Origin of the sequence: Paenibacillus abyssi (assembly GCF_014640295.1) — a bacterium.
GTDB classification, from domain to species: domain Bacteria; phylum Bacillota; class Bacilli; order Paenibacillales; family Paenibacillaceae; genus Paenibacillus_D; species Paenibacillus_D abyssi.
This window is the reverse complement of sequence record NZ_BMGR01000010.1, coordinates 95,385-118,708: the sequence shown is the minus strand read 5'-3', so window position 1 is coordinate 118,708 and position 23,324 is coordinate 95,385. Positions and strand designations below refer to the sequence as shown.

General features: G+C 47.3%; 22 protein-coding genes. All 22 read left to right on the top strand.

Annotated elements, in window-relative coordinates; genetic code table 11:
* Window positions 1-14 precede the first annotated feature (14 nt).
* The 22 genes from IEW11_RS15725 to rimP all read left to right on the top strand — a co-directional run bounded on the left by IEW11_RS15725 (window position 15) and on the right by rimP (window position 23,308).
* A complete protein-coding gene (locus IEW11_RS15725; RefSeq protein WP_188532021.1) occupies window positions 15-1,301 on the top strand; it encodes a protein-glutamate methylesterase/protein-glutamine glutaminase in 1,287 nt (428 codons plus the stop codon).
* A gap of 46 nt (window positions 1,302-1,347) precedes the next feature.
* Window positions 1,348-3,426 carry a chemotaxis protein CheA gene (locus tag IEW11_RS15720; RefSeq protein WP_188532020.1) on the top strand — a complete coding sequence of 693 codons (2,079 nt, stop codon included), beginning with the start codon at window positions 1,348-1,350 and terminating at the stop codon, window positions 3,424-3,426.
* A 13-nt stretch (window positions 3,427-3,439) separates the two neighbouring features.
* The gene (locus IEW11_RS15715) at window positions 3,440-3,901 is read left to right on the top strand and encodes a chemotaxis protein CheW (protein ID WP_188532019.1); all 462 of its coding nucleotides are present in this window, start codon (window positions 3,440-3,442) and stop codon (window positions 3,899-3,901) included.
* Between the two features lie 9 nt (window positions 3,902-3,910).
* On the top strand, window positions 3,911-4,525 hold the full coding sequence (locus tag IEW11_RS15710; RefSeq protein ID WP_373289335.1) for a chemotaxis protein CheC: 615 nt from the start codon (window positions 3,911-3,913) through the stop codon (window positions 4,523-4,525).
* A complete protein-coding gene (locus tag IEW11_RS15705) occupies window positions 4,522-5,016 on the top strand; it encodes a chemotaxis protein CheD (RefSeq protein ID WP_188532017.1) in 495 nt (164 codons plus the stop codon). Before IEW11_RS15710 ends, IEW11_RS15705 begins: the two co-directional genes overlap by 4 nt.
* A gap of 1 nt (window position 5,017) precedes the next feature.
* Window positions 5,018-5,434, top strand: coding sequence for a hypothetical protein (locus IEW11_RS15700; RefSeq protein WP_188532016.1), 417 nt, complete (start codon window positions 5,018-5,020; stop codon window positions 5,432-5,434).
* Between the two features lie 43 nt (window positions 5,435-5,477).
* Window positions 5,478-6,263, top strand: a complete 786-nt coding sequence (locus tag IEW11_RS15695) for a FliA/WhiG family RNA polymerase sigma factor (protein WP_188532015.1) — start codon at window positions 5,478-5,480, stop codon at window positions 6,261-6,263.
* A gap of 19 nt (window positions 6,264-6,282) precedes the next feature.
* The gene (locus IEW11_RS15690; protein ID WP_188532014.1) at window positions 6,283-7,689 is read left to right on the top strand and encodes a flagellar assembly protein A; all 1,407 of its coding nucleotides are present in this window, start codon (window positions 6,283-6,285) and stop codon (window positions 7,687-7,689) included.
* A gap of 35 nt (window positions 7,690-7,724) precedes the next feature.
* Window positions 7,725-8,042: a hypothetical protein gene (locus IEW11_RS15685; protein WP_188532013.1), complete on the top strand. Its 318-nt coding sequence runs from the start codon at window positions 7,725-7,727 to the stop codon at window positions 8,040-8,042.
* A 23-nt stretch (window positions 8,043-8,065) separates the two neighbouring features.
* A complete protein-coding gene (locus IEW11_RS15680; protein WP_188532012.1) occupies window positions 8,066-8,677 on the top strand; it encodes a hypothetical protein in 612 nt (203 codons plus the stop codon).
* Window positions 8,670-9,167 (top strand): hypothetical protein, encoded by a 498-nt coding sequence (locus IEW11_RS15675; protein ID WP_188532011.1) that lies wholly within the window; start codon window positions 8,670-8,672, stop codon window positions 9,165-9,167. Before IEW11_RS15680 ends, IEW11_RS15675 begins: the two co-directional genes overlap by 8 nt.
* 202 nt (window positions 9,168-9,369) lie before the next feature.
* A complete protein-coding gene (gene rpsB, locus IEW11_RS15670; RefSeq protein WP_188532010.1) occupies window positions 9,370-10,068 on the top strand; it encodes a 30S ribosomal protein S2 in 699 nt (232 codons plus the stop codon).
* A 120-nt stretch (window positions 10,069-10,188) separates the two neighbouring features.
* Window positions 10,189-10,839 (top strand): translation elongation factor Ts, encoded by a 651-nt coding sequence (tsf, locus tag IEW11_RS15665; RefSeq protein WP_188532009.1) that lies wholly within the window; start codon window positions 10,189-10,191, stop codon window positions 10,837-10,839.
* 92 nt (window positions 10,840-10,931) lie between these two features.
* Complete coding sequence (gene pyrH, locus IEW11_RS15660; protein ID WP_229725331.1) at window positions 10,932-11,660, top strand: UMP kinase; 729 nt, start codon at window positions 10,932-10,934, stop codon at window positions 11,658-11,660.
* Window positions 11,660-12,214, top strand: a complete 555-nt coding sequence (gene frr / locus IEW11_RS15655) for a ribosome recycling factor (protein ID WP_188532007.1) — start codon at window positions 11,660-11,662, stop codon at window positions 12,212-12,214. Before pyrH ends, frr begins: the two co-directional genes overlap by 1 nt.
* A 92-nt stretch (window positions 12,215-12,306) precedes the next feature.
* On the top strand, window positions 12,307-13,071 hold the full coding sequence (gene uppS, locus IEW11_RS15650) for an undecaprenyl pyrophosphate synthase (protein ID WP_188532006.1): 765 nt from the start codon (window positions 12,307-12,309) through the stop codon (window positions 13,069-13,071).
* A gap of 22 nt (window positions 13,072-13,093) precedes the next feature.
* Window positions 13,094-13,882: a phosphatidate cytidylyltransferase gene (locus tag IEW11_RS15645; RefSeq protein WP_188532005.1), complete on the top strand. Its 789-nt coding sequence runs from the start codon at window positions 13,094-13,096 to the stop codon at window positions 13,880-13,882.
* 61 nt (window positions 13,883-13,943) lie between these two features.
* Window positions 13,944-15,083 carry a 1-deoxy-D-xylulose-5-phosphate reductoisomerase gene (locus tag IEW11_RS15640; RefSeq protein WP_188532004.1) on the top strand — a complete coding sequence of 380 codons (1,140 nt, stop codon included), beginning with the start codon at window positions 13,944-13,946 and terminating at the stop codon, window positions 15,081-15,083.
* Between the two features lie 76 nt (window positions 15,084-15,159).
* Entirely contained in the window at window positions 15,160-16,440 is a 1,281-nt protein-coding gene (gene rseP, locus IEW11_RS15635) for an RIP metalloprotease RseP (RefSeq protein WP_188532003.1), read from the top strand.
* A 68-nt stretch (window positions 16,441-16,508) separates the two neighbouring features.
* A complete protein-coding gene (gene proS, locus IEW11_RS15630; protein ID WP_188532002.1) occupies window positions 16,509-17,957 on the top strand; it encodes a proline--tRNA ligase in 1,449 nt (482 codons plus the stop codon).
* A gap of 38 nt (window positions 17,958-17,995) precedes the next feature.
* Window positions 17,996-22,303: a PolC-type DNA polymerase III gene (locus IEW11_RS15625; protein WP_188532001.1), complete on the top strand. Its 4,308-nt coding sequence runs from the start codon at window positions 17,996-17,998 to the stop codon at window positions 22,301-22,303.
* A gap of 543 nt (window positions 22,304-22,846) precedes the next feature.
* A complete protein-coding gene (gene rimP, locus IEW11_RS15620; RefSeq protein ID WP_188532000.1) occupies window positions 22,847-23,308 on the top strand; it encodes a ribosome maturation factor RimP in 462 nt (153 codons plus the stop codon).
* The last annotated feature ends 16 nt before the right edge of the window (window positions 23,309-23,324 follow it).

Sequence of the window (23,324 nt, the reverse complement as noted above, 5' to 3'; positions counted from 1 at the left end):
GAGGGGGAGTTCCCGTGTCTCCATATCGAGTGCTTGTCGTTGATGATTCAGCCTTTATGCGCAAGATGATCAGCGATTTGATTATGCAAAATCCAGAGTTCACTATTGTCGCAACCGCAAATACCGGAGCGGAAGCATTACATGCACTGGAAAAATGGAAGCCTGATGTGATTACAATGGATTTGGAAATGCCGGAGATGAATGGACTGGAAGCGTTAAAACGCATTATGGAATCGCAGCCTACTCCGGTTATCATGCTTTCCGGCATTAGTGACGACGGAACGAGGGAAACCATTGCGGCGTTGCAGCTTGGTGCATTTGACTTTATCTTAAAGCCTTCCAAATCGACCAGCGTAGAGCAGGTGGGGCAGCAGCTTCAGGAAAAGCTTAAAATTGCGGTTCAGACTTTGCGCAAACCGGCGGTATGGAACCAGCCTGAACAGCCTCAGGTGAAGCCGGAAAACAAACCGGCCGGTCGATTGCCGGTGGAGCGCAAACCGGATCCGTCCCCATTGCAGCAAAAAGGGAAGCCGGCACCAAGCACAAATGCTCCGCAAGTAAAGCCGGAACAAAAGCTTCCTAAGGCGACTGGCAAGCGTGAAGCGGATGAGCGATTTGGAAAGGCAAATGAAAAAGCAAATGAAAAAACGAAGGTTATCACAAAAGCCCATAGCGCATCTTTGGAAAAACCGCCTACAGCTGAAGCTTCAGTACGATCACGAACATTTCGGGATTTGGTCGCTGTCGGAACCTCTACAGGCGGTCCGCGGGCTTTACATCAACTGATCACCTCTTTACCGGAAGCATTCCCGGCTCCAGTGCTGGTCGTTCAGCACATGCCGCCAAAGTTTACCCATTCGCTGGCCCAAAGGCTGGATTCTTTCAGCAAAGTTCATGTGACCGAAGCGAAGCAAGGGGAGAAGGTGAAAGTAGGCACAGTGTATATTGCACCAGGCGGTTTTCATATGGAATTGGCTAAGGGAGAGCAAGGATACTACATACGATTAAGCGAAACGCCGCCTCGGCAAGGCCATCGTCCTTCCGTAGATGTGCTTTTTGAATCGCTGCTCCCGTTCCAGGAACTGAGAAGGCATGTTGTCATCATGACAGGGATGGGCAGCGATGGGGCAAAAGGAATTAAGGCTTTGGCGAATCAAGGTATTCCTACTGCGATAGCAGAAGCAGAAGAAACTTGCGTAGTATACGGCATGCCCCGTTCGGCGATCGAGGGGGGCGGCATTACGACGGTATTACCGCTGCATGAGATAGCATCGCATGTAGTGAAGGCTGTAATTAAATAACGCGGTAGTAACAGAGATTTATATTACATACAGGAGGTGTATGAGAATGGATATGAATGCGTATCTGTCGATGTTTATCGACGAGTCCAACGATCACCTGCAATCCCTAAATGAAAATCTGCTTCGCTTGGAAAGCGAGCCAGAAGATCTAAGCATTGTGCAAGTCATTTTCCGTTCTGCGCACACCTTGAAGGGCATGTCCGCAACAATGGGCTTTGAGGACCTCGCTTCATTGACGCATGAGATGGAAAATGTACTGGATCTTGTCCGCAACAACAAATTGAAAATGGACAGTTTTATTTTCGATACGTTGTTCAAAGGTCTCGACGCACTGGAGTCCATGGTGCAGGATATCGTTGGTGGAGGAACAGGTAAAGCAGACGTTTCGCCTATAGTCACCTCGCTTCAGTCGATTGTAAAAGGCGATTACAAAACGACAGTACCAGCGGCCGGAGCTTCTACTCATGCAAAGGATTCAAATGTTTCAAGAGATGCAAACGAAAATATGGCGCTTGATGAATTTCAAATCTCAGTGCTGAAACATTCGATGGAGAGCGGCCACAATGTTTACCACATTCAGGTTGCAGTGAAAGAAGATTGCGTCCTTAAAGCCGCTCGCGCTTATATGGTGTTCGACATCCTTGAACGCAACGGCGAGGTCATCAAATCCGATCCTTCCGTACAGGAACTGGAGCAAGAAAAATTTGATCGTTTCTTTTCTGTATATTACATTTCCCAACTTCCAGAGCAGACATTGAAAGAGCAAATCGAGAGTGTTTCTGAGATCGAATCAGCCTCTGTAACGATTCTTGATCAGGAGTCCATGTCTTTATTATCTCGTCCTTCCACAGCCGAAGCAACTGCTGTTAGTGCCGCAGACTCTTCCGCACCAAGTGAACCGGCTGCTGCGGAGTCCGGTTCTACAGGCCGTACGGCTAATGCTAAACCTGCTGCTCAAACATCTGCAGGCGCACCGACTCGCACGATCCGCGTGGATATTGAACGACTGGATACATTGATGAACTTGTTTAGCGAATTGCTGATCGACCGCGTAAGGCTGGAACAGTTATCCAGTGAAATTCGGCGTTCTGATCTGACTGAAACAGTCGAGCACATGACAAGAGTCAGCGGTGATTTGCAAAATATCGTATTGAAGCTGCGGATGGTGCCTGTTGATTCTGTATTTAACCGTTTTCCGCGTATGGTGCGCGATCTCGCCAAGTCATTGGATAAAAAGGTTGATCTGGTTATCTCCGGTGCTGAAACGGAGCTGGATCGTACCGTAATCGACGAAATCGGCGATCCGCTCGTTCATTTGCTCCGCAATTCGATCGATCATGGCGTAGAATCCATTGATGAGCGAATCGCTGCAGGCAAAAAGGATACCGGTACCGTTAACCTTCGCGCATTTCATAGCGGCAATCATGTATTTATTGAAATTGAAGATGATGGAAAAGGGATTAATCGCGATAAAGTGCTCAGTATTGCAATCAAGAATGAGGTTATCTCTGCGGAGCAGGCCAATAGCTTGAGCGATGAAGAAGTATATATGCTCTTGTTTGCTCCCGGCTTTAGCACCGCGGATAAAATATCGGACATTTCCGGCAGGGGCGTCGGACTCGATGTGGTGAAATCCAAAATAACATCGCTCGGGGGACATGTAAGTGTCACATCCACATTAGGAAAAGGCACGAAGTTTTCCATCCAGCTGCCGCTTACGCTTTCGATTATTTGGGCGATGTTAATCAAGCTCGGTTCGGAAAAATATGCGATTCCGCTATCTTCGATTGTCGAGACCGCGATTATCAAACGTGAGCAGGTCCGTCATATCCATGGCAATCGAATGATCGAATTCCGAAATGCAATTATCCCTATACTTTCGCTCAGCCGCATTCTTGAATCACCTGATTTCGATGAGGAGCAGGAGACGGACACAGAAATCGTCGTCATCCGCAAAGGGGATAAATGGGCAGCAGTGATGGTGGATGAATTTATCGGACAGAGTGAGATTGTCCTGAAGCCGCTCGGCAAATATCTGACCAATATTGAAGCCGTATCCGGCGCTACGATATTGGGTGACGGCCAGGTTGCATTAATTATAGATCCGAATGCATTAATCAAATAGAGGAGGGTTACCCGTGGGAGAAGAATTAAAAGTCATCGTGTTTGCGCTAGCTAATGAGGAATACGGGATTGAGGTTGATAAAGTTCGAACGATTGAAAGAATGACACCGATTACCCGAGTTCCCAAAACGCCCGCGTTTATAAAAGGCGTTATTAATCTTCGTGGAGTCGTCGTTCCAGTTCTTGATTTGCGGGGCCGTTTTGGACTAAGCGAGTCGGAGCCAACTGATAATTCACGTATCATCATCGTTGCGGTCAATGATCTGGAAGTCGGATTTATCGTCGATTCCGCTAACGATGTCATTGATATTGATACGGATTCGATCGATTCGCCACCTGAGGTGATTGGCGGAATCAAAGCCAAGTATCTGCGCGGTGTGGCAAAACTGGGTGAAAATCGACTGCTGATTATGCTTAACCTGGCCGAGGTTTTGAATAAAAATGAAATCATCCAACTAGAGCAGCTAGAGGACTAATCTGTGAGTATGTTTAATCATTTCGCAGAATTTAAAATGGATGTACTCAAAGAAGTGGGAAACATTGGGGCTGGAAATGCGGCCACTGCCCTGTCCCGCTTGATCGATAAACCTGTTGATATGGCCGTTCCTACGGTAAGCATGGTTCCATTCGAAGAAATTGCTGAACGGGTAGGCGGCTCAGAACAAGTTGTCGTTGCTGTATTTTTGCGTGTTGAAGGTGATGCGCCAGGCAATATGTTTTTTATTATCGAAACCAATTCTGCGAAGAAACTGCTTCATAATTTACTTTCAATCGAGGTTGAAAATGAAAATGAATATTCGGAAATGGAGTTTTCAGCTTTAGGTGAAATCGGCAATATATTGGCAGGCTCCTATCTGTCTTCATTGGCAGATTTTACGAAGCTGTCAATGGCACCGACAGTTCCGTCCATTGCCATCGATATGGCTGGTGCGATTCTAAGCTACGGCCTTCTCCAATTTGGACAAATGGGAGATGACGCACTGTTAATTGACACCACTTTTCTGGAGGATAAAGAAGCAATTGAAGGGCACTTCTTTTTGATTCCGGACCCGGAATCGTTCGAGAAAATATTCCGTGCTTTGGGAGTACCCTTCGAATGATACAGCAAAATCTTATCAAAATAGGGATGGCTGATCTTAATGTGGCAACGGACGGTGCGATGATTAAGACAACCGGACTCGGTTCATGTGTCGGAGTAACCTTATTTGATCCGAAAGTGAAAGTAGCCGGGATGGCACATGTCATGCTTCCCTTATCAAGCATCGCCCGAGAAAGCACATTTAATATTGCAAAATATGCGGATACGGCCTTGCCGGAGCTGTTAAGAAGACTAGCTGCAGCGGGGGCGAGGCGGGAACGTTTAATTGCTAAGCTTGCAGGAGGCGCCCAAATGTTCGCATTCTCCGGCCAATCGGATACGATGCGGATCGGCCCGCGCAATGTGGAAGCCTGCAAAATGATGCTTTCCCAGTATTCGATTCCTGTTATGGGCGAGGATACTGGCGGCAATTACGGGCGAACGATTGAACTCGACAGCAGCACAGGGGTATTGGTCATCAAAAGTGTCCAATATGGTGTAAAGGAGCTTTAATATGCTGGGTTCCATACGTTGGAATATCTTTTTTGGTTTGTTTGGCTTTTTTCTGATCTTCTTCTTCTCAATAAGTAGTAACGGTATCGCTGTCACTTTGCTAAAGAGCGTTTACGCTTTTGTCTCTTTTTTTGCAATAGCGTATGCGCTTCGCTTGGTATTGTACTTGATAGCTCCTCCCAACCATAGTCAACAGCCGGGGGTTGAAGAAGAGAATAAAGGTGCCGCGCTGGATATTGTCACTCCGGATGATAACGACGATTTGAACCGGATGTTAAAAGAGCAGATGGATGGTGGAAGCCAGCAAGAGATGCCTAAAGAAGCATTTGAGCCGCTAACGCCTCCAAAGCTTGTATCAACGCAAGACAAGTCGCCGGAACAATTGGCGCAGGCAGTGCGTCATCTTAGTGAACAATAATGGTTTATACAGGCGGAGCAGAAGGCTTTAGGAGGGTGAGACGATGATTGAACCGAAAACGCCTCATTTGTCCAACATCGAGATGTGGAGAAAATGGAAAGAAGATAGAGATATCGAAGCAAAAAAACAGCTTATCGAGCAGTATCTTCCGTTAGTGGAATATGTCACGAACCGGATGGCGATCGGCTTGCCCAAGAATGTCTCTAAGGATGATCTCGCCAGCAATGGGGTAATGGGACTAATCGATGCCGTTGAGAAATTCGATTACCGGCGGGGGCTTCAATTTGAAACTTACGCTTCCTGGCGTATTCGCGGTGCTATGATTGACGGCCTGCGTCAAGGGGACTGGGTGCCCCGTTCGATCAGGGAAAAGGCTAAAAAAATAGAGGATGCTTATCAGCAGCTAGAACATAAATATTTGCGTTCCGTCAGCGATGCGGAAATGAGCACATATCTTAATGTAAGTGAAAAAGATTTCGTACAGATGCTGCAGGATATTGCGGTTACGACAGTGTGTTCTTTAGAAGATCCGATTCGGGAAGAAGAGTCTGAAACCCGATTGTCCCTGTTGGTTGATGAAAAAGCTAAAAATCCGGATCATAAGGCCCATGAGTTTTACATGAAGGAAACACTTGTGAAAGGAATTGAACGTTTGACAGAGAAGGAAAGAATCGTGATATCTCTTTTTTATTACGAGGAGCTTTCGTTGAGTGAAATTGCGGAAGTCATGTCATTATCCCCTTCTCGAATTTCACAACTGCATTCCAAAGCGATATTACGCCTGCGCGGTGCCTTAGCTAAGCATAAGAACCAACTCATGGAACATTAATGGTGAATGGAGGGTTATTATGAAAGAAGAAAGGGCGTTGGAGGCCTATATCGGGATCGATATTTCGCAGGACAAGCTGAATGCGTCGCTCTTTTTCCTTCGCGCTGAGGATAGTTTTACGACGACCACCGCAGAACTGGAGCAATGGATTGCCTCAAACGGCATCGTTTTCGGGATCGATATCGCGGTCCTTGATCAAATTGCAAAAAATCCGAAACCGTTCTTTTATAATAAGACCGTTATTGCTAAGGGGCAGTCTCCTCAGGACGGCAGCAACGGGTCCATTAAATATATTTATGATATGGATGACCATCAATTAAAGCCGGCTGAGCTTGAAGATGGCAAGGTGGATTTAAAAGAAGTCATCCAGCTTCGAAATGTCAGGCGCGGACAGCTGATTGCAGAGAAGATTCCTGCTGAAGCCGCCCGGCATGGCAACGCTGTAACCGGTGAGGTGCTGTTTGGAAAAGATGGGAAGGAAGCCCGGTTCAAGGTAGGGAAAAATGTTGTGGTCGGACCGGATGAAACCTCACTATATGCAGCGATTGACGGGATGATTACAAAAACAGACCGTGACAAAATTAATGTATTTCCCGTTTATGAAGTAAACGGCGATGTGGATTACAATACGGGTAACATTGATTTTGTAGGAACGGTTGTTGTACGCGGTAATGTGTTGACCGGTTTTCGCATTAAAGCCTCCGGCGACATTCGGATTATTGGCGGTGTAGAAGGAGCGGAGCTGGAGAGCGAAGGTTCTATCGAAATAACCGGAGGCATTCTTGCCGGGCACAAAGGGCACATCTTAGCGGGCAAAAACATCAAGAGCTCTTTTATTCAGGAAGGGAATGTGTTCGCTGCAGAAGATATCATCGTATCCCAAAGCATTATGCATTCCAATGTACGCGCGGGGCACAACGTGCTTTGTGCGGGCGCAAAAGGCCTATTGGTAGGCGGTACGGTGCAGGCCGGTGAAAAAGTGTCAGCGAGAACGATCGGCAATACAATGTCAACCGCTACAACAATCGAGGTTGGTGTAAAGCCGGAACTGCGGGCCCAATTGAATGAATTAAGATCGCATCTCAAAACCTTGACTGAAAATCTTGATAAAACAGAGAAAGCGCTGGTGTTATTGGACCAGCTGGCGGCTGCAGGACAGTTATCTTCTGACAAGCTTGCCATGAGGATAAAGCTGACGGCAACCAAAAGACAAGCAGCTGATGAGCAAACTTCAGTCAAGGAACAAATTTTTGCGATTGAAAGAACATTAGATGATACTGACAGAGCGAGAGTCGATGCAGTCAATACGGTATACGGCGGTACAAAAATCGTCATTGGGCGTTATACGCGTTTTGTCAAAGAAACAGTACAGCGCGTATCTTTTCGTTACTCAGAGGGTGACATTGTAATGACTCCATATTATTGATCCGAAATCAAGATTACGGGTGGGGGGAATAACCAATGACCTTTAAATCGATTGATCTGCAAATTTCCATACCACGTACGCCTGAAGCAAGTAACCTGCAAAGCCATTTGATGCATAAACCGTTAGTTGAACAGAATAAACTTGCCGACGATGCGGCAAAACAAACGGAAATGCAACGGCACAAAAATACTAATATTGAAGAAACGGTTGGACTAAACGTCCATGATCAATCCAGCGGTTCCCAAGAAAAGCAGGAACAAAAAAAACGCAAGCCCCAGAAGGCTGCGCCGGATCATGGAGAAGTTTCCAGTTCACACCCTTACAAAGGCAAACACATCGACATTTCACTATAAATTAAGAACTGCAGGTGAGCGGTATGGATGAACCTTGGATATATATCGTATTACTAGGTGCCTTTGCAGTCGTCTGCGCACTGGCGCTTCCAAGGAAAGCAAAGACGTCTGACGGCAATCAAACCATCCAAAATATAGAAGTGGCTTTAGAGCAATTTATGGGGCAAATGGAAGCAGACAATCAGGATCTCGTTAAAACGGTATCCAAAACCCAAAAGGAATGGCGGGAGGATGCCGCCAAACAAGAGGGACGGATTCTTCAGCTTGAACGGCGATGCGCACAGCTTGAACAGCTTATTGAAGTGCAGGACCGAAAGTACGATGCCCTGCTGCAGCGGCTTCATGAAGATATCCGGTCGATTGCGTCGATGAGTCAGCCCAAAGGAATTACTGCAGTGGAATCCGATGCCGGGCAGGAAACCTCCGCACACCAAGCTATCGGCCGATCTATGGACAGCTTGGAAGATGAGATTACTTCTGGCACGCCGCTCATTCGCGATCGGTATGAGGAGCTGTTCCAAATGCATGAACAAGGCAAATCCATTGACTTCATTGCCAAAAAATCAGGCTTAAATAAAGGTGAAGTTCAACTCATCCTTCAGTTATCGAGGCAGGAGGAACGGCACCGTGTATAGAAAACGATCATTTGTCATCGGTCTGGGCATGGGATTGATCTTAGGTGCGCTGCTGCTTCAGCTTATGATTACTGCAAAGCAGCAAGAGTCGGATCTGATGCAGGCAGAACAGAATAGTACGGGTGTAACTGACAAGCTCTACTCTCAAGAGGAAGTCGATCAAATGATCGCTCAAGAGAGGGGGCGTCTTGCTGCTTTGGAACCGGAACATGCGGATGCGGAGCAAGCGGAAAAGGCAGCCGCAAATGAGCCGGATGAAAAGTCTTTGATTCGAATCGTACGAATTACGAGCGGGTCAAACTTGAATGATACGGCTCAAATGCTGGAGGATTACGGACTGATTGAAGATAAGTACCAGTTTATTTCTTCTATGCGTGATCGCAGCCGCAAGATCCGCAGCGGAACCTTTTATTTTGAGGGAATGCCAAGCGAGGAACAGGTTAAAGAAACCATCACTCAAGACCCGATTCTTTCTTTTCCGATTGAGTAGAGTAGATGGACAATGGCGATTTTTTGTCTGGAACATAATCTAGGTTGCATAGCATATACAGTTATGGTATAGTAATTGACGGTGTTAAAAACACACGCCAATCAATTTCGTCAGGGGTGCTTGCGGCCAGGTCGCGAGTCTTGCCGAAAGATGCGATAGGCGGAGGCAAAATTAAAAACCATTTACAGGAGGTGTTGTGGAGATGGCGGTAATTTCCATGAAACAGCTATTAGAAGCTGGGGTACATTTCGGTCACCAAACTCGTCGTTGGAACCCTAAGATGGATCGTTATATCTTCACCGAAAGAAACGGCATTTACATTATTGACCTGCAAAAAACGGTCAAAAAAGTGGAAGAGGCATACAACTTTGTACGCTCTGTAGCGGAAGAAGGCGGCACAGTGCTTTTTGTAGGCACGAAGAAGCAAGCTCAAGATTCCGTTAAAGAAGAAGCAGAACGTTGCGGAAACTTCTACATTAACCAACGTTGGCTCGGCGGCACGCTGACTAACTTCCAAACGATTCAAAAACGGATCGACCGTTTGCGTCAATTGGAAAAATGGGCTGAGGACGGAACATTTGAAGTTCTGCCTAAGAAAGAAGTTATCATTCTTAATAAAGAAAAAGATCGTTTGGAGAAATTCCTCGGCGGCATTAAAGGCATGAGAGGTTTGCCAAGCGCATTGTTTATCATCGATCCTCGCAAAGAGCGCATTGCTGTTGCAGAAGCTCGCAAATTGGGTATTCCAATCGTAGGTATCGTTGATACTAACTGTGATCCGGACGAGATCGACTACGTTATTCCGGGTAACGATGATGCTATTCGTGCCGTTAAATTGCTTACTTCCAAAATGGCTGATGCGATCGTGGAAGCTAACCAAGGCGAACAAACGACAGCATAATTGTATTGCTTGAACAAGAAGGGTGGTCAGAAGGTGTATAACCTCTCACCGCCCTTTTTTTAGAATAGTTAACAGTTAATCTGTTACATAATTTCATTGAGATGATCAGGAGGGTTAATCATGGCAGTTAGTGCAAGTGCGGTTAAAGAATTGCGCGAAAAAACAGGCGCTGGAATGTTGGATTGTAAGAAAGCTCTTGATGAAGCTAATGGTGATATCCAAAAAGCAACAGACATTCTTCGCGAGAAAGGTCTGGCAGCTGCGGCTAACAAAGCTGGCCGTATTGCAACTGAAGGTGTCGTTGAGTCTTATATTCATGCTGGTGGCCGAATTGGCGTATTGGTAGAAGTTAACTGCGAAACTGACTTCGTTGCCAAAACAGATCAATTCCGCGAATTTGCCAGAGATATTGCGATGCAAATCGCTGCAGCGAATCCAAAATATGTTCGCCGCGAAGAAGTGCCAGCAGAAGAGCTTGATAAAGAGCGTGAGATTTTGAAAGCTCAAGCTTTGAATGAAGGCAAGCCTGCTCATATCGTCGACAAAATGGTAGAAGGCCGCATCGGTAAATACTATGAAGAGTTCTGTCTCTTGGAGCAGTCCTTCATCAAAGATCCAGACAAAACCATCTCGACGCTTCTTAATGAGAAAGTAAGCACGATCGGTGAAAACATTTCGATCCGTCGCTTTGTTCGTTACGAACTGGGCGAAGGCTTGGAGAAAAAACAAGACAACTTCGTTGAAGAAGTTATGTCGCAAGCAAAACTTTAATCCGAACGCAAATGGCGGGGCGGCTCGTCCGCCCCGCTTCATTATTATATAAATGATCAACCTCGCTGAGGTGCAAGATGGAGGTAAATACGTTGGAGACTCCCGTGTTTAAACGCATTGTATTGAAGGTGAGCGGTGAATCGTTGTCCGGGCAAAATGGCTATGGCATTGATGCCGCAATGATCTCTTCAATTGCCGAACAAGTCAAGGAAGTTGTCGAGTTAAATGTAGAAGTCGCTATTGTCGTAGGAGGCGGCAACATTTGGCGAGGCATCGCTGGAAGTGCCAAAGGAATTGACCGGGCAACAGCAGACTACATGGGAATGTTAGCCACTGTGATGAATTCGCTCGCTTTACAAGATGCATTAGAGCAAATTGATGTACCAACCCGTGTGCAAACATCCATAGCGATGCAGCAAATCGCTGAGCCGTATATTCGCCGGCGTGCAATTCGTCATTTGGAGAAGGGTCGCGTAGTCATCTTTGCTGCAGGGACGGGCAATCCGTTCTTCTCAACGGATACGACCGCTGCGCTTCGGGCGGCGGAGATTGAAGCTGAAGTCATCTTGATGGCGAAGAATAAAGTGGACGGCGTATATTCTGCTGATCCGTTCAAGGATGAAACGGCAGAAAAGTTTGAGCAGCTGACATATCTTGAGGTTCTCAATCGCAATCTGGGCGTGATGGATTCTACAGCTTCATCGCTTTGTATGGATAATAATATACCGCTGGTCGTCTTCTCTATTACCGAGAGCGGCAATATTAAGCGGGTTGTGCTTGGTGAGAAAATCGGTACGATTGTGAAAGGAAGTGTCGACTAGTGCCGCAATCGATTAAGAAAAACACCGAAGAAAGAATGGATAAAGCCATTGCCGCATTAAAACGGGATTTGGCAACACTTCGTGCTGGGCGAGCAGTGCCGGCATTGCTGGACCGTGTGCAGGTGGAGTATTATGGCGCGATGACGCCTGTTAACCAGTTAGCCAATATTACGACGCCGGATTCAAGGACGCTGATGATCCAGCCTTGGGACAAAACGTCGCTTTCTTCCATCGAAAAAGCAATCCTTAAATCGGATTTGGGCCTTACGCCTTCAAATGATGGCAATATGATCCGCATTGGCATTCCTGCCCTTACCGAAGAAAGACGTGCTGAGCTTGTCAAAGCAACGAAGAAATTTGGCGAGGAAGCAAAAGTAGCTATCCGTAACATTCGCCGCGATGCGAATGATGATATTAAAAAACTCGAGAAAACGGACATTTCCGAAGACGAGTCACGCAGACATCAAGATGATATCCAGAAAACAACAGACCGTTTTATCGGTGAAGTCGACAAAGTGATGGCGGCAAAAGAGAAAGAGATTATGGAAGTTTAAAATGAACACCGGCCCCTCCGATAGGTGGGGTTTGTTGTATAATACAGTAAAAATAGATTTCACGCTTCAAGTCCCAACGGGGAGGAAATGGTATGATCGAGCGGTTGAAGAAATGGTTTGCCAAACCGTTGAGCAATACAGGGGAAGCATTGGATCCTGATAATATCCCTACGCATGTGGCTATTATTATGGACGGTAACGGCAGATGGGCCAAGAGTCGGGGATTGCCGAGAATGGCTGGTCATCATTCAGGTATGAAGACGGTCAAACGGATTACGATGGCCGCAGACCGGCTTGGTGTCAAATATTTAACGTTGTATGCCTTCTCAACAGAGAATTGGAAGCGGCCTAAGGCGGAAGTCGATTTCTTAATGAAGCTGCCCCAAGAGTTTCTCTCCATTGAGCTTGATGACCTAATGCGGAATAATGTTCAAGTGCGAATGATGGGGTACAAGGAGAATCTTCCGGATTATACGTTGGAAGCAGTTGAAGAAGCGATTCGCAAAACAGCAAATAATACGGGTCTCGTACTGAATTTTGCCCTAAACTATGGCAGTCGCAAAGAAATGATTGATGCTGTACGATGCATTGGGAATGAAGTCAAGCAGGGAAGGCTCGATCCTGATCACATCGCAGAGCGGCATATGGAGTCCTTTCTGCTATCGACAGGACTGCCTGATCCTGACCTGCTCATACGTACTAGCGGTGAGCTTCGAATCAGTAATTTTATGCTCTGGCAGCTGGCTTATAGTGAACTCTGGTTTACCGATGTGTACTGGCCGGAGTTTCAGGATGAGCATTTCTACGAAGCGATTCGTGAATACCAGCGGCGGGCTCGCCGTTATGGCGGGTTATAGCCCAATTGGAGCGTGCTGAACGTTGAAACAACGAATCATAACCGGAATTATAGCCGGATCGGGTTTTATTGGCATGGCCATACTTGGGGGCTGGCCATACATAGGTATGCTGCTTCTGCTTTCTTTAATCGGTTATGCTGAGTTTGTGCGCATGAACAGTTTAAAGTGGCATCAACCGGCAGCCCTGCTTGGTTTTGCTGGACTGCTTTTTTTGGTATTTCCTTGGAGCGAGCTCCAGCTTACAAGGCCATCCTCTGAGCTTATTCTATGGATGCTGATGTTTTTACTTCTCAGCATTACTGTCCTGTCCAAAAATAAAATCACGATCGATCACGCTGCCAGCCTGCTGATAGGTGCCGTTTATATTGGCTTTGGCTTTTCGGCGATGATGACAGTGCGTGCTCTTGATCCATATGGCCTGCTGTCCACTTTTTTGGCATTTGGATGTATCTGGGCTTCCGATATCGGTGCTTATTTCAGCGGACGGGCCTTTGGCAAAAACAAGCTTTGGCCATCGATCAGTCCAAACAAAACGGTAGAAGGTGCAATAGGGGGCGTATTATTATCGCTTGTTGTCGCTTTGGCGTTTGCTTTGTTAACCCCTGATTGGATAGGACTAGGCCAAGCGCTTATCATTGGCGTGGTTTGTGCTGTCGCAGGGCAATTAGGAGATCTTATTCAATCCGCCTACAAACGAGTTCGCGGCATTAAAGATACCGGGACCCTTCTTCCTGGTCATGGCGGCGTACTTGATCGCTGCGACAGTTGGCTGATTGTTTTCCCGATCCTTACTTTGACAGGCTTGCTTTGAGAGTGATGGTTTTTCTCACGAAGTTGTTTTTGCTTCGCAAAACCTGTAGGAGGAGTAATTGTTGAAAAAAATATCCATATTGGGCTCGACTGGATCGATCGGTACGCAAACGCTCGATGTCATCGCCTATCATCCGGAACAATATGAGGTTGTCGGATTGTCGGGTGGCACAAATGTCCCGCTTCTTGTGGAGCAGGTCCTTCAATTTCGCCCTCAGACGGTTTCGCTTTCTACAAAGGAGGCCGCTGAGCAGGCGGCATCTCTTCTTCCATCTGATATAAAGGTATTGCATGGGGAAGAAGGACTTATCGAGACAGCAGCGGGAACCGGGGCGGATTGTGTCGTTACGGCGCTTGTCGGCAGCCGGGGATTGCGATCCACATTAGCGGCTATCGATGCCGGAATTACGATTGGCCTGGCCAACAAGGAGACATTGGTTACTGCAGGACACCTGGTAATGAATCGTGCACGGGAAAAAGGTGTCTCCATTTTGCCGATTGACAGCGAACACTCTGCGATCTTTCAATGTTTAAACGGCGAGGACAGGGGAGCTGTCCAAAAGATCATTCTAACAGCCTCTGGCGGCTCATTTCGGGATAAAACCCGCGAGGAGCTGGATGGCGTAACGGTCGAGCAAGCACTGAATCATCCCAATTGGTCGATGGGTGCAAAAATAACGATTGATTCTGCTACAATGGTTAATAAAGGGCTGGAAGTCATCGAGGCGCATTGGTTATTTGATGTCTCTTATGATCAGATTGAAGTACTCATTCATCCCGAAAGCATTATCCACTCTTACGTGGAATTTGTCGATAACAGCAGTATTGCACAGCTTGGCTGGCCGGATATGCGGGTGCCCATACAATATGCTTTGACATATCCGCAGCGTTTCGTTACCCCTACGAAGCCGTTTCGGCTTGCTGAGGTAGGCAAGCTTCAATTTAGGGAAATGGATTATGAACGTTATCCTTGCCTGCGAATGGCATTTGAATGCGGCCGTAAGGGCGGTTCTGCCACAACGGTGTTTAATGCTGCGAATGAGGTAGCCGTTGCCCGCTTTCTAAGAGGAGAGATCACTTTTTTGGAAATCGAACGGATCCTGGAGAAGGTGCTCGAACGACATCAGCCTATAGTACTGCCTGATTTGCAAGCCATTGAAGAAACAGATACATGGGCAAGGGCGGTAGCAGAAAGCATCTAGTTGGCGGTTCTCTTGTAACGGCGGGGAGAATAATGATAATCTAGGTACAGGCCGTTACGAACAGGAGGCTGAACAAGTGGAATTGGTTCAGAACATCTTATTGACAGTTCTTGTCTTTTTTGTGATCGTATCCATTCATGAATGGGGGCATTTTTATTTTGCCAAACGGGCGGGTATACTCGTTCGGGAATTTGCGATCGGATTTGGTCCAAAGTTGTTTTCGCTTAAAAAGGGTGAAACAAGGTATACGCTGCGATTAATTCCGGCGGGTGGTTTCGTTCGAATGGCCGGAGAAGACCCCGAGCTTGTGGAGGTACAGCCTGGACAGACAATTGCTGTTCGATTGGAAGGCAATCAGGTTACAAAAATTTATTTGGACCGGTTGGATGAACGCAGTAATGTCATTCGCGGTGAAGTGGAAGCCATCGATCTGGAGAAAACGTTAAAGCTTTCTTTAAATATTGAAGGTGACCAGGATCATTATGACGTGCATCCGCAAGCTATGATGATTACCAAAGGTAAGGAAGTTCAAATTGCCCCGCTGGATCGGCAGTTTGGAAGCAAGACGGTCGGACAGCGTGCACTGGCGATTTTTGCCGGTCCGATGATGAATTTCGTATTGGCATTTGTGTTGTTTGCGGCTTATATCCAAATGGCCGGCGTTCCGATTGACCCGCCGCAAAAGGTCATGGTTGGCGAGATTATCCCGGATCGTCCGGCATCAAAGGCGAATTTAAAAGTCGATGATGAGATCAAGACGATTAATGGGGTTGAAATTGGCGGCGACTATAACAAAATGATCGAATTGATCAGCAGTTCGCCAAATGTGTTGATGAAATGGACGGTTGTGCGCGAAGGCCAGTTGATTAATTTGGAGATTACTCCGATCCCGGATCCTGATTCCGATTCAGGTGACGGCAAAGTCGGAATCGCACCCAAGTTCCCGACGCGCTCCGCTTCATTTACCGAAACATTCAAATTTGCCGGTCAAGCTATGAAGAATATGACGATTAACATTTTCGAAGGTTTTAAAATGCTCATTTTCGGTCAGTTCGCCCTTGATGATCTTGGCGGACCGGTGAGAACAGCGGAAATGACGAGTGAAATCGCCAGCAGAGGGATTGCGCAATTAACTTCGTGGACCGCAATTCTCAGTCTGTATCTTGGCATCTTTAATTTGCTCCCGTTCCCGGCATTGGATGGAAGCCGTCTTATCTTTCTTGGGGTGGAGGCGCTTCGCGGCAGACCGGTTGATCCGAATCGAGAGAGTATGGTTCATTTCATCGGTTTTGCAATGCTGATGCTGTTGATGATCGCAGTAACATATAATGATATTTTGCGCTTGGTAAGGGGTTAACGCCGATATTGTTTTGAAAGAATCCCGGCGGGTATACAACCACTTATCTACGTTTCTGGGAGGCCCTTATGTCGAAGGAAAAGCAGTTTGTCACGGAAATCACGCCTCAGAGTGAAGATTTTTCACGCTGGTATATTGATGTTATTAAGAAAGCGGAGTTAATGGACTACTCCCCTGTACGCGGCTGTATTGTTTTCCGGCCGGAGGGGTATGAGTTGTGGGAAAATATTCAGCGTGACCTGGACCGCCGTTTCAAGGAAACCGGACATCGCAACGCCTACTTCCCTTTATTTATTCCGGAGAGCTTCTTCCAGAAAGAAAAAGAGCACGTGGAAGGCTTTAATCCAGAATTGCCTTGGGTAACCGAGGCAGCTGGAGAGAAGCTTGAAGAGCGTCTTGCGATCCGTCCTACTTCTGAAACGATGATCGGACATATGTATGCAAAATGGATTCAATCCTATCGCGATCTTCCGGTGCTGATCAATCAATGGGCAAACGTGGTTCGTTGGGAAAAGCGGACGCTTCCTTTCCTACGTACGAGCGAATTTTTGTGGCAGGAAGGCCACACGGCACATGAGACGGAAGAGGAAGCGCGCAAGGAAACGATGCAGATGCTCGAGATCTACCGGGATTTCGTGGAAGACTTTTTGGCGATTCCGGTTATCGTTGGCCAGAAGACACCTTCGGAGAAATTCGCAGGAGCGGTCGATACCTTCTCGATCGAAGCGATGATGAAGGATGGACGCGCTGTACAAGCGGGAACCTCCCATTATCTGGGCACGAATTTTGCCATTGCTTTTGATATCAAATTCCTTGATCGGGAAAACACGCTGCAATTTGCGCATACGACTTCATGGGGTGTCAGCACGCGCCTGATCGGTGCGATGATCATGGTGCACGGTGATGATCGCGGTCTTGCTTTGCCGCCGAAAGTGGCGCCTACGCAGGTCATTATGATTCCGATTGGGCCGCCGAAATCCCGCGAACAGGTTATAGGACGAGTGGACGAGCTGTATGCCGAGCTGAAAAAAGCCGGTGTGCGTGTGCGTGTTGATGACCGGTCCGATGTAAGTCCGGGCTGGAAGTTCAATGAGTATGAGATGCGCGGCGTGCCGCTTCGTCTTGAGCTGGGACCGCGTGATATGGAAAACGGAGTGGTTGTGCTCGTATCCCGGATTAGCGGTGAGAAGCGTGTTGTCGCACAGGACAACCTGGTCGAAGAAGTCGAACGTATGCTGCAAGAGATTCATCAAGATATGTTTGAGAAAGCAAAAGCTTTCCGTGAAGATAACTTCCGGTCATTGGATACGCTGGATGAGATGAAAGCATTCGTAGAGGAAAAACGCGGATTTGTCGAAGCCGGTTGGTGTGGTTCCGATGCCTGTGAAAAGCAAGTGAAAGAAGAAACCGGCGCTACGAGCCGAAATATTCCATTTGAGGCATCAAGCAAGAAAGAAAAGTGTCTAGTATGCGGAGACCCTGCAGCACATACGGTTGTGTTTGCACGCGCTTATTAATACGCGTCGCAGCACCGCAGTAGGATTGGGAGGGAATCATGGACAAACCAGGGGATAAAAGGCATCGATTTGAATTATTGATGAAGCAAGCGGAGCTGCCGCAGGAGTTCATCGATACCTACTATAAGGACGGTCTGATCGAGAAAGTTCTGGTCAGTTCCACCAATCGGGAATGGACGTTTTGCATCCGCAAAACGTCCTTGGTGCCTTTACAGGCCCATATCCGATTTACGCAAACGATAAAAGATAAATTTGCTCATATCGCGTCGGTTCAATTCGTTACGGAATATGATCCGGATGTACAGACTGCAGAGCTTATCACAGCCTACTGGCCGCTGTTCGTAGAATGGGCGCAATCGGAGATGGCCTCGGTTAATGGCTGGCTTGGCAAAGCCAGATTAGAGATCGAAGGCGATCTGCTGTCATTGACGCTTCAGGATGAGACGGTTGTGGAGCTGGCAAAAAAGAAGAAGATTGATGAAGCGGCATCCCAGTTTTTTGAGCGAGGTTTTCGGCGCACGCTCCGAATGAAGCTTCTGGCAGGTGAATCCCGAGCGGAGGAGCTAGAGAAGTTTAACCAAAGGCAGGCGCAGGAGGAACGGGAAATCATCGAAGCGATGATGGCAAGCAGCGTAAGCGATGTGCCGGATGTCGATGAGGGCGATCTGAGGCTTGTGGTCGGTTATGATATTCGTGAAGAACCAACTCCGATTATGCAGATTTTGGAGGAGGAAAAAAAGGTCACAGTACAAGGAACGGTATTTGGCCTGGATGTGAAAGAGCTTCGTAACGGAAGTACGCTGTTTACATTTAATGTGACGGACTTCTCCGACTCGATCGCGATGAAGATGTTTGCCAAAACAAAGGAAGATGTAAAAATACTCAGCCTGCTGTCTAACGGGAAATGGATTAAAGCGCGCGGCAGAGTGGAATATGACCGGTTCATGCAGGAACCGGAGCTGGTTATGATGCCCAATGATCTTCATGAGGTCAAAGCGCCGGCGGAACGTAAGGATGACGCGGAAGAAAAGCGGGTAGAATTCCATTTGCACACAACGATGAGCACGATGGATGCCGTAACGCCAATAGATGCTTATATCAAGACAGCGGCGAAGTGGGGGCATAAGGCAATCGCTGTTACCGACCATAGCAACGTGCAGTGTTATCCTGACGCCTACAAAGCAGCTAAAAAGAATGGTATCCAAGTGCTGTTTGGCGTTGAGGCGAATGTCGTCAATGATGCCGTCCCGATGGTGCTTCTCCCGCGTGAAGAACCGCTGCAAACAGCAGTATATGTGGTATTTGATATCGAGACGACCGGTTTGTCGGTCATTAACAACAAAATTATTGAATTGGCCGGCGTCAAAATGAAAGAAGGCAAGGAGATCGACCGGTTCTCGACCTTCATTAACCCGCATGAGAAAATTCCTTATCATATTCAGCAGCTTACCAGCATTACGGATGATATGGTCGTTGACGCACCGGAGCTGGAACCGAAGCTGAGAGAGTTCGTTGATTTTATCGGGGATGCTGTGCTCGTTGCGCATAATGCGCGATTTGATATCGGTTTTATTCAGGCGGCCTGCAAAGCAAACGGTATGCCTGAGCTCATGAATCCTGTACTGGATACGCTGGAATTGGCTCGTTTTCTGCATCCGACTTTAAAAAATCACCGGTTGAATACATTGGCTGATAAATACAAAATCAGCCTGGAAAACCATCACCGCGCAATCGATGACTCGATCGCACTGGGCGGTATCCTATTTGGCCTCATACAGGATGCGGCAGCGCGCAATATTACCGGACTTCATCAGCTTAATGATTATGTAGGGCTGGATTTATCCAATATTCGTCCATTTCATTGCAATATTTATGCCATTAACGCTACAGGCAAAAAAAATCTGTTCAAATTAATTTCCATGTCGCATACTAAGCATTTCAAACGGGTTGCCTGTATTCCTAAAAGCAAGCTAGTTGAACTTCGGGAAGGGCTCATCGTCATCTCGGGCTGTGAGAAAGGCGAATTCTTCGAGACGGTATTAAACAAATCGCTTGAAGAAGCGGAAGAAACCGCGCGATTCTATGATGTGCTTGAGATTCAACCCGTTGGTTTCTATATGCATCTGGTCGACAAGGGATTGGTCGGTAGCCGTGCGGAGATCGAACAGGCACTTCGCAGAGTCGTCCAAATCGGCGAGAAGCTTGGCAAGCCGGTCATTGCTACGGGAAATGTCCATTATTTGAACCCGAGAGATAAAATTTATCGCGATATTACGATACATGGCATTACCGGATTCAGCCCGTTAAAGGACATGCGCAAGCCGGATGCGCACTTCCGTACGACCAATGAAATGCTCGAGGAATTTGAATTTTTGGGCAAGGAAATGGCGTATGAGGTTGTCGTTCGTAACACAGTGGATCTTGCGGCTCGTTTTGAGCCGTTCGAGATGTTTCCGGATAAGCTGTTTACCCCGATTATTGAGGGAGCAGACGACGAAATCCGGGAGAAATGTTACGAGACGGCCAAAGCAATGTATGGTGAGCCTGTGCCGGACGTGGTTGTACAGCGGCTCGAGAAGGAATTGGTACCGATTATCAAGTACGGCTTTTCGGCTAACTATTTAATATCTGAGCGTCTTGTAAAAAAGTCGAACGAAGATGGATATCTGGTTGGTTCCCGCGGTTCCGTAGGATCTTCCGTCGTTGCAACATTTCTTGGCATTTCCGAAGTAAACCCGCTGCCTGCCCATTATTTGTGCAAAAACCCGGAATGCAGGCATAGCGAATGGTTCTTGGATGGCAGTGTGCCGAGCGGCTTTGACCTGCCGGACAAAAACTGTCCGAACTGCGGCAAACCGATGAAGGGTGAAGGGCAGGATATTCCGTTTGAGACGTTCCTTGGATTTAAAGGGGATAAGGTTCCCGATATCGACTTGAACTTTTCCGGGGAATATCAGCCGCATGCGCACAACTACACAAAGGTGCTGTTCGGCGAGAAAAGCGTGTTCCGTGCGGGAACGATCGGCACGGTGGCCGAGAAGACGGCCTTTGGTTTTGCCAAAAAGTATGAAGAGGACCAAGCCAAGAAATGGCGAGGCGCCGAATTAAGCCGCCTTGCTAACGGATGTACCGGCGTGAAACGCAGCACCGGCCAGCATCCGGGCGGTATCGTCGTGGTACCGGATTATATGGAAGTAGAGGATATAACGCCTGTTCAGTTTCCTGCTGACGATACGAGCGCGGAGTGGAAAACAACGCACTTTGATTATCATGCTTTTGATGCCAACCTGCTTAAGCTTGATATTCTTGGGCACGATGATCCGACGATGATGCGTATGCTGCAGGATTTGACGGGAGTCGATCCGACAACCATCCCGATGAATGATCCGAAGGTCATGAGTTTATTTAATTCTACGGAAGCCTTGGGCGTATCCTCGGAACAGATCCGCACGCCGGTTGCAACCTATGGGGTTCCGGAGATGGGCACCAAATTCGTGCGCCAGATGCTGCAGGAAACACAGCCTTCCTCGTTTGCGGATTTACTGCAAATCTCAGGGCTTTCACATGGAACCGGAGTGTGGCTTGGCAACGCTCAGGAACTAATTAAAAACAATACATGTAACATCAAGACTGTTATCGGCTGTCGGGATGACATTATGTTGTTCTTGATTTATAAAGCGGGAATGGATGCCGGATTGGCGTTCAAAATAACCGAGAGTGTTCGTAAAGGGAAAGGCTTGACTCCCGAATGGATCGACGAAATGAAAAACTGTAAAGTGCCGCAGTGGTATATTGATTCCTGCTTGAAGATTGAGTATATGTTTCCGAAGGCGCATGCCGCAGCTTATGTTATTTCGGCTGTAAGAACGGCCTTTTTCAAGCTGTATTATCCAATAGAGTTTTATGCGACTTATTTTACGGTCCGGGCGGAGGATTTTGATCTTGAGCTTTTGTGCCAAGGTTATGATGCGATTAAGCGGAAATTGATTGAGATTGACGCCAAGGGGTTCCAAGCTACGCCGAAGGAAAAAGCTATGGTATCGATTCTGGAGATGGCGCTGGAGATGACGGCGCGGGGCTTCTCATTCAAGCCTATCGATCTGTTCAAATCGGATGCGCTGCGTTTCACAGTTGAAGGAGACTCGCTGATCCCTCCGTTCGCCGCGATTGCCGGCATCGGCGACAACGCCGCCCGCAATATCGCCGCAGCGAAGGAGCAGGGCGATTTCCTCTCCATCGAAGACTTCCAGCAAAAATCGAAGGCGAGTAAAACCGTCATCGAAGTATTAAACAGTATGGGCTGCTTCCGAGGCCTGCCGGAGTCCAATCAGTTATCGTTGTTCTAAAATGCCTTGCGAGAAGGATTAGAGGTTAGATCCGGTTATTGAAGTGGTTATGGTTTTTCTAGCGAACCATTGTTTTAATTTAGGTGTCGTATTGGGTTTGTATTTGTTGGTTTGTATTTGAGTGTGCAATAGCATTAGCATTTTGTTATTGCACATACTTCTTCTTTCCTGCTTGGTTTTTGGTTTTGCATTTGGGGTTGACGGTGCGGCAAAAGCCGCAGCGAAGCGCAAATGGAAGCTGCCGGAGAGTTTACGTGCCGCCTTTGAAGCCTTGTTGCATCCATAGGATATAATTCTGGGAACAAGGCTTCAACCGCGGCCGGAGGCAGCTCCATTTGCGCGAAGCGGAGGCGACTGCCGCACCACCCCGGTTGTGAAAACAAAAACCAGCATTTTCATAATCATCTTGTCACTCCCACTTGATTATGGTATAATTTTTCTGGTAATCCTGATGATAAAGTATTTCCTGTAGAAGAGTGGGGCAACCCACTCTTTAGCTTTTGTCAACCCAATTTCGCATTTACGATCGGGAGGTCAAGACGTTTGACTACAAACACAATTAAAACCGCCGTCGAAGATATGGTTCGTCCGTACCTGGATAGCCACGGCTTTGAATTGGTCGATATCGAATACGTCAAGGAGGGAAGTAATTGGTTTCTCCGCGTCTTTGTAGATAAGGAAGGCGGCATTGATATTGACGAGTGCGGCCGGATCAGCGAGTTTTTAAGCGAACAGTTGGATCAGAATGATCCGATCTCTGTCGCTTATTTTCTGGAGGTATCTTCCCCGGGAGCGGAGCGTCCGCTTAAGAAGCCTGATGATCTTCGCAAAGCAGTCGGCAAATACGTATTTATATCTACTTATGAGCCGATTGACGGCTTGAAAGAATTTGAAGGCACACTGCTTTCCTTTGACGGTGAGCAAGCAACAGTTGAGATTGGCAAGAAACAACATACGATTCCATACGCGAAAGTCGCCAGCGCGCGGTTGGCTATTGTTTTCTAATTGCCCACGAGGAGGA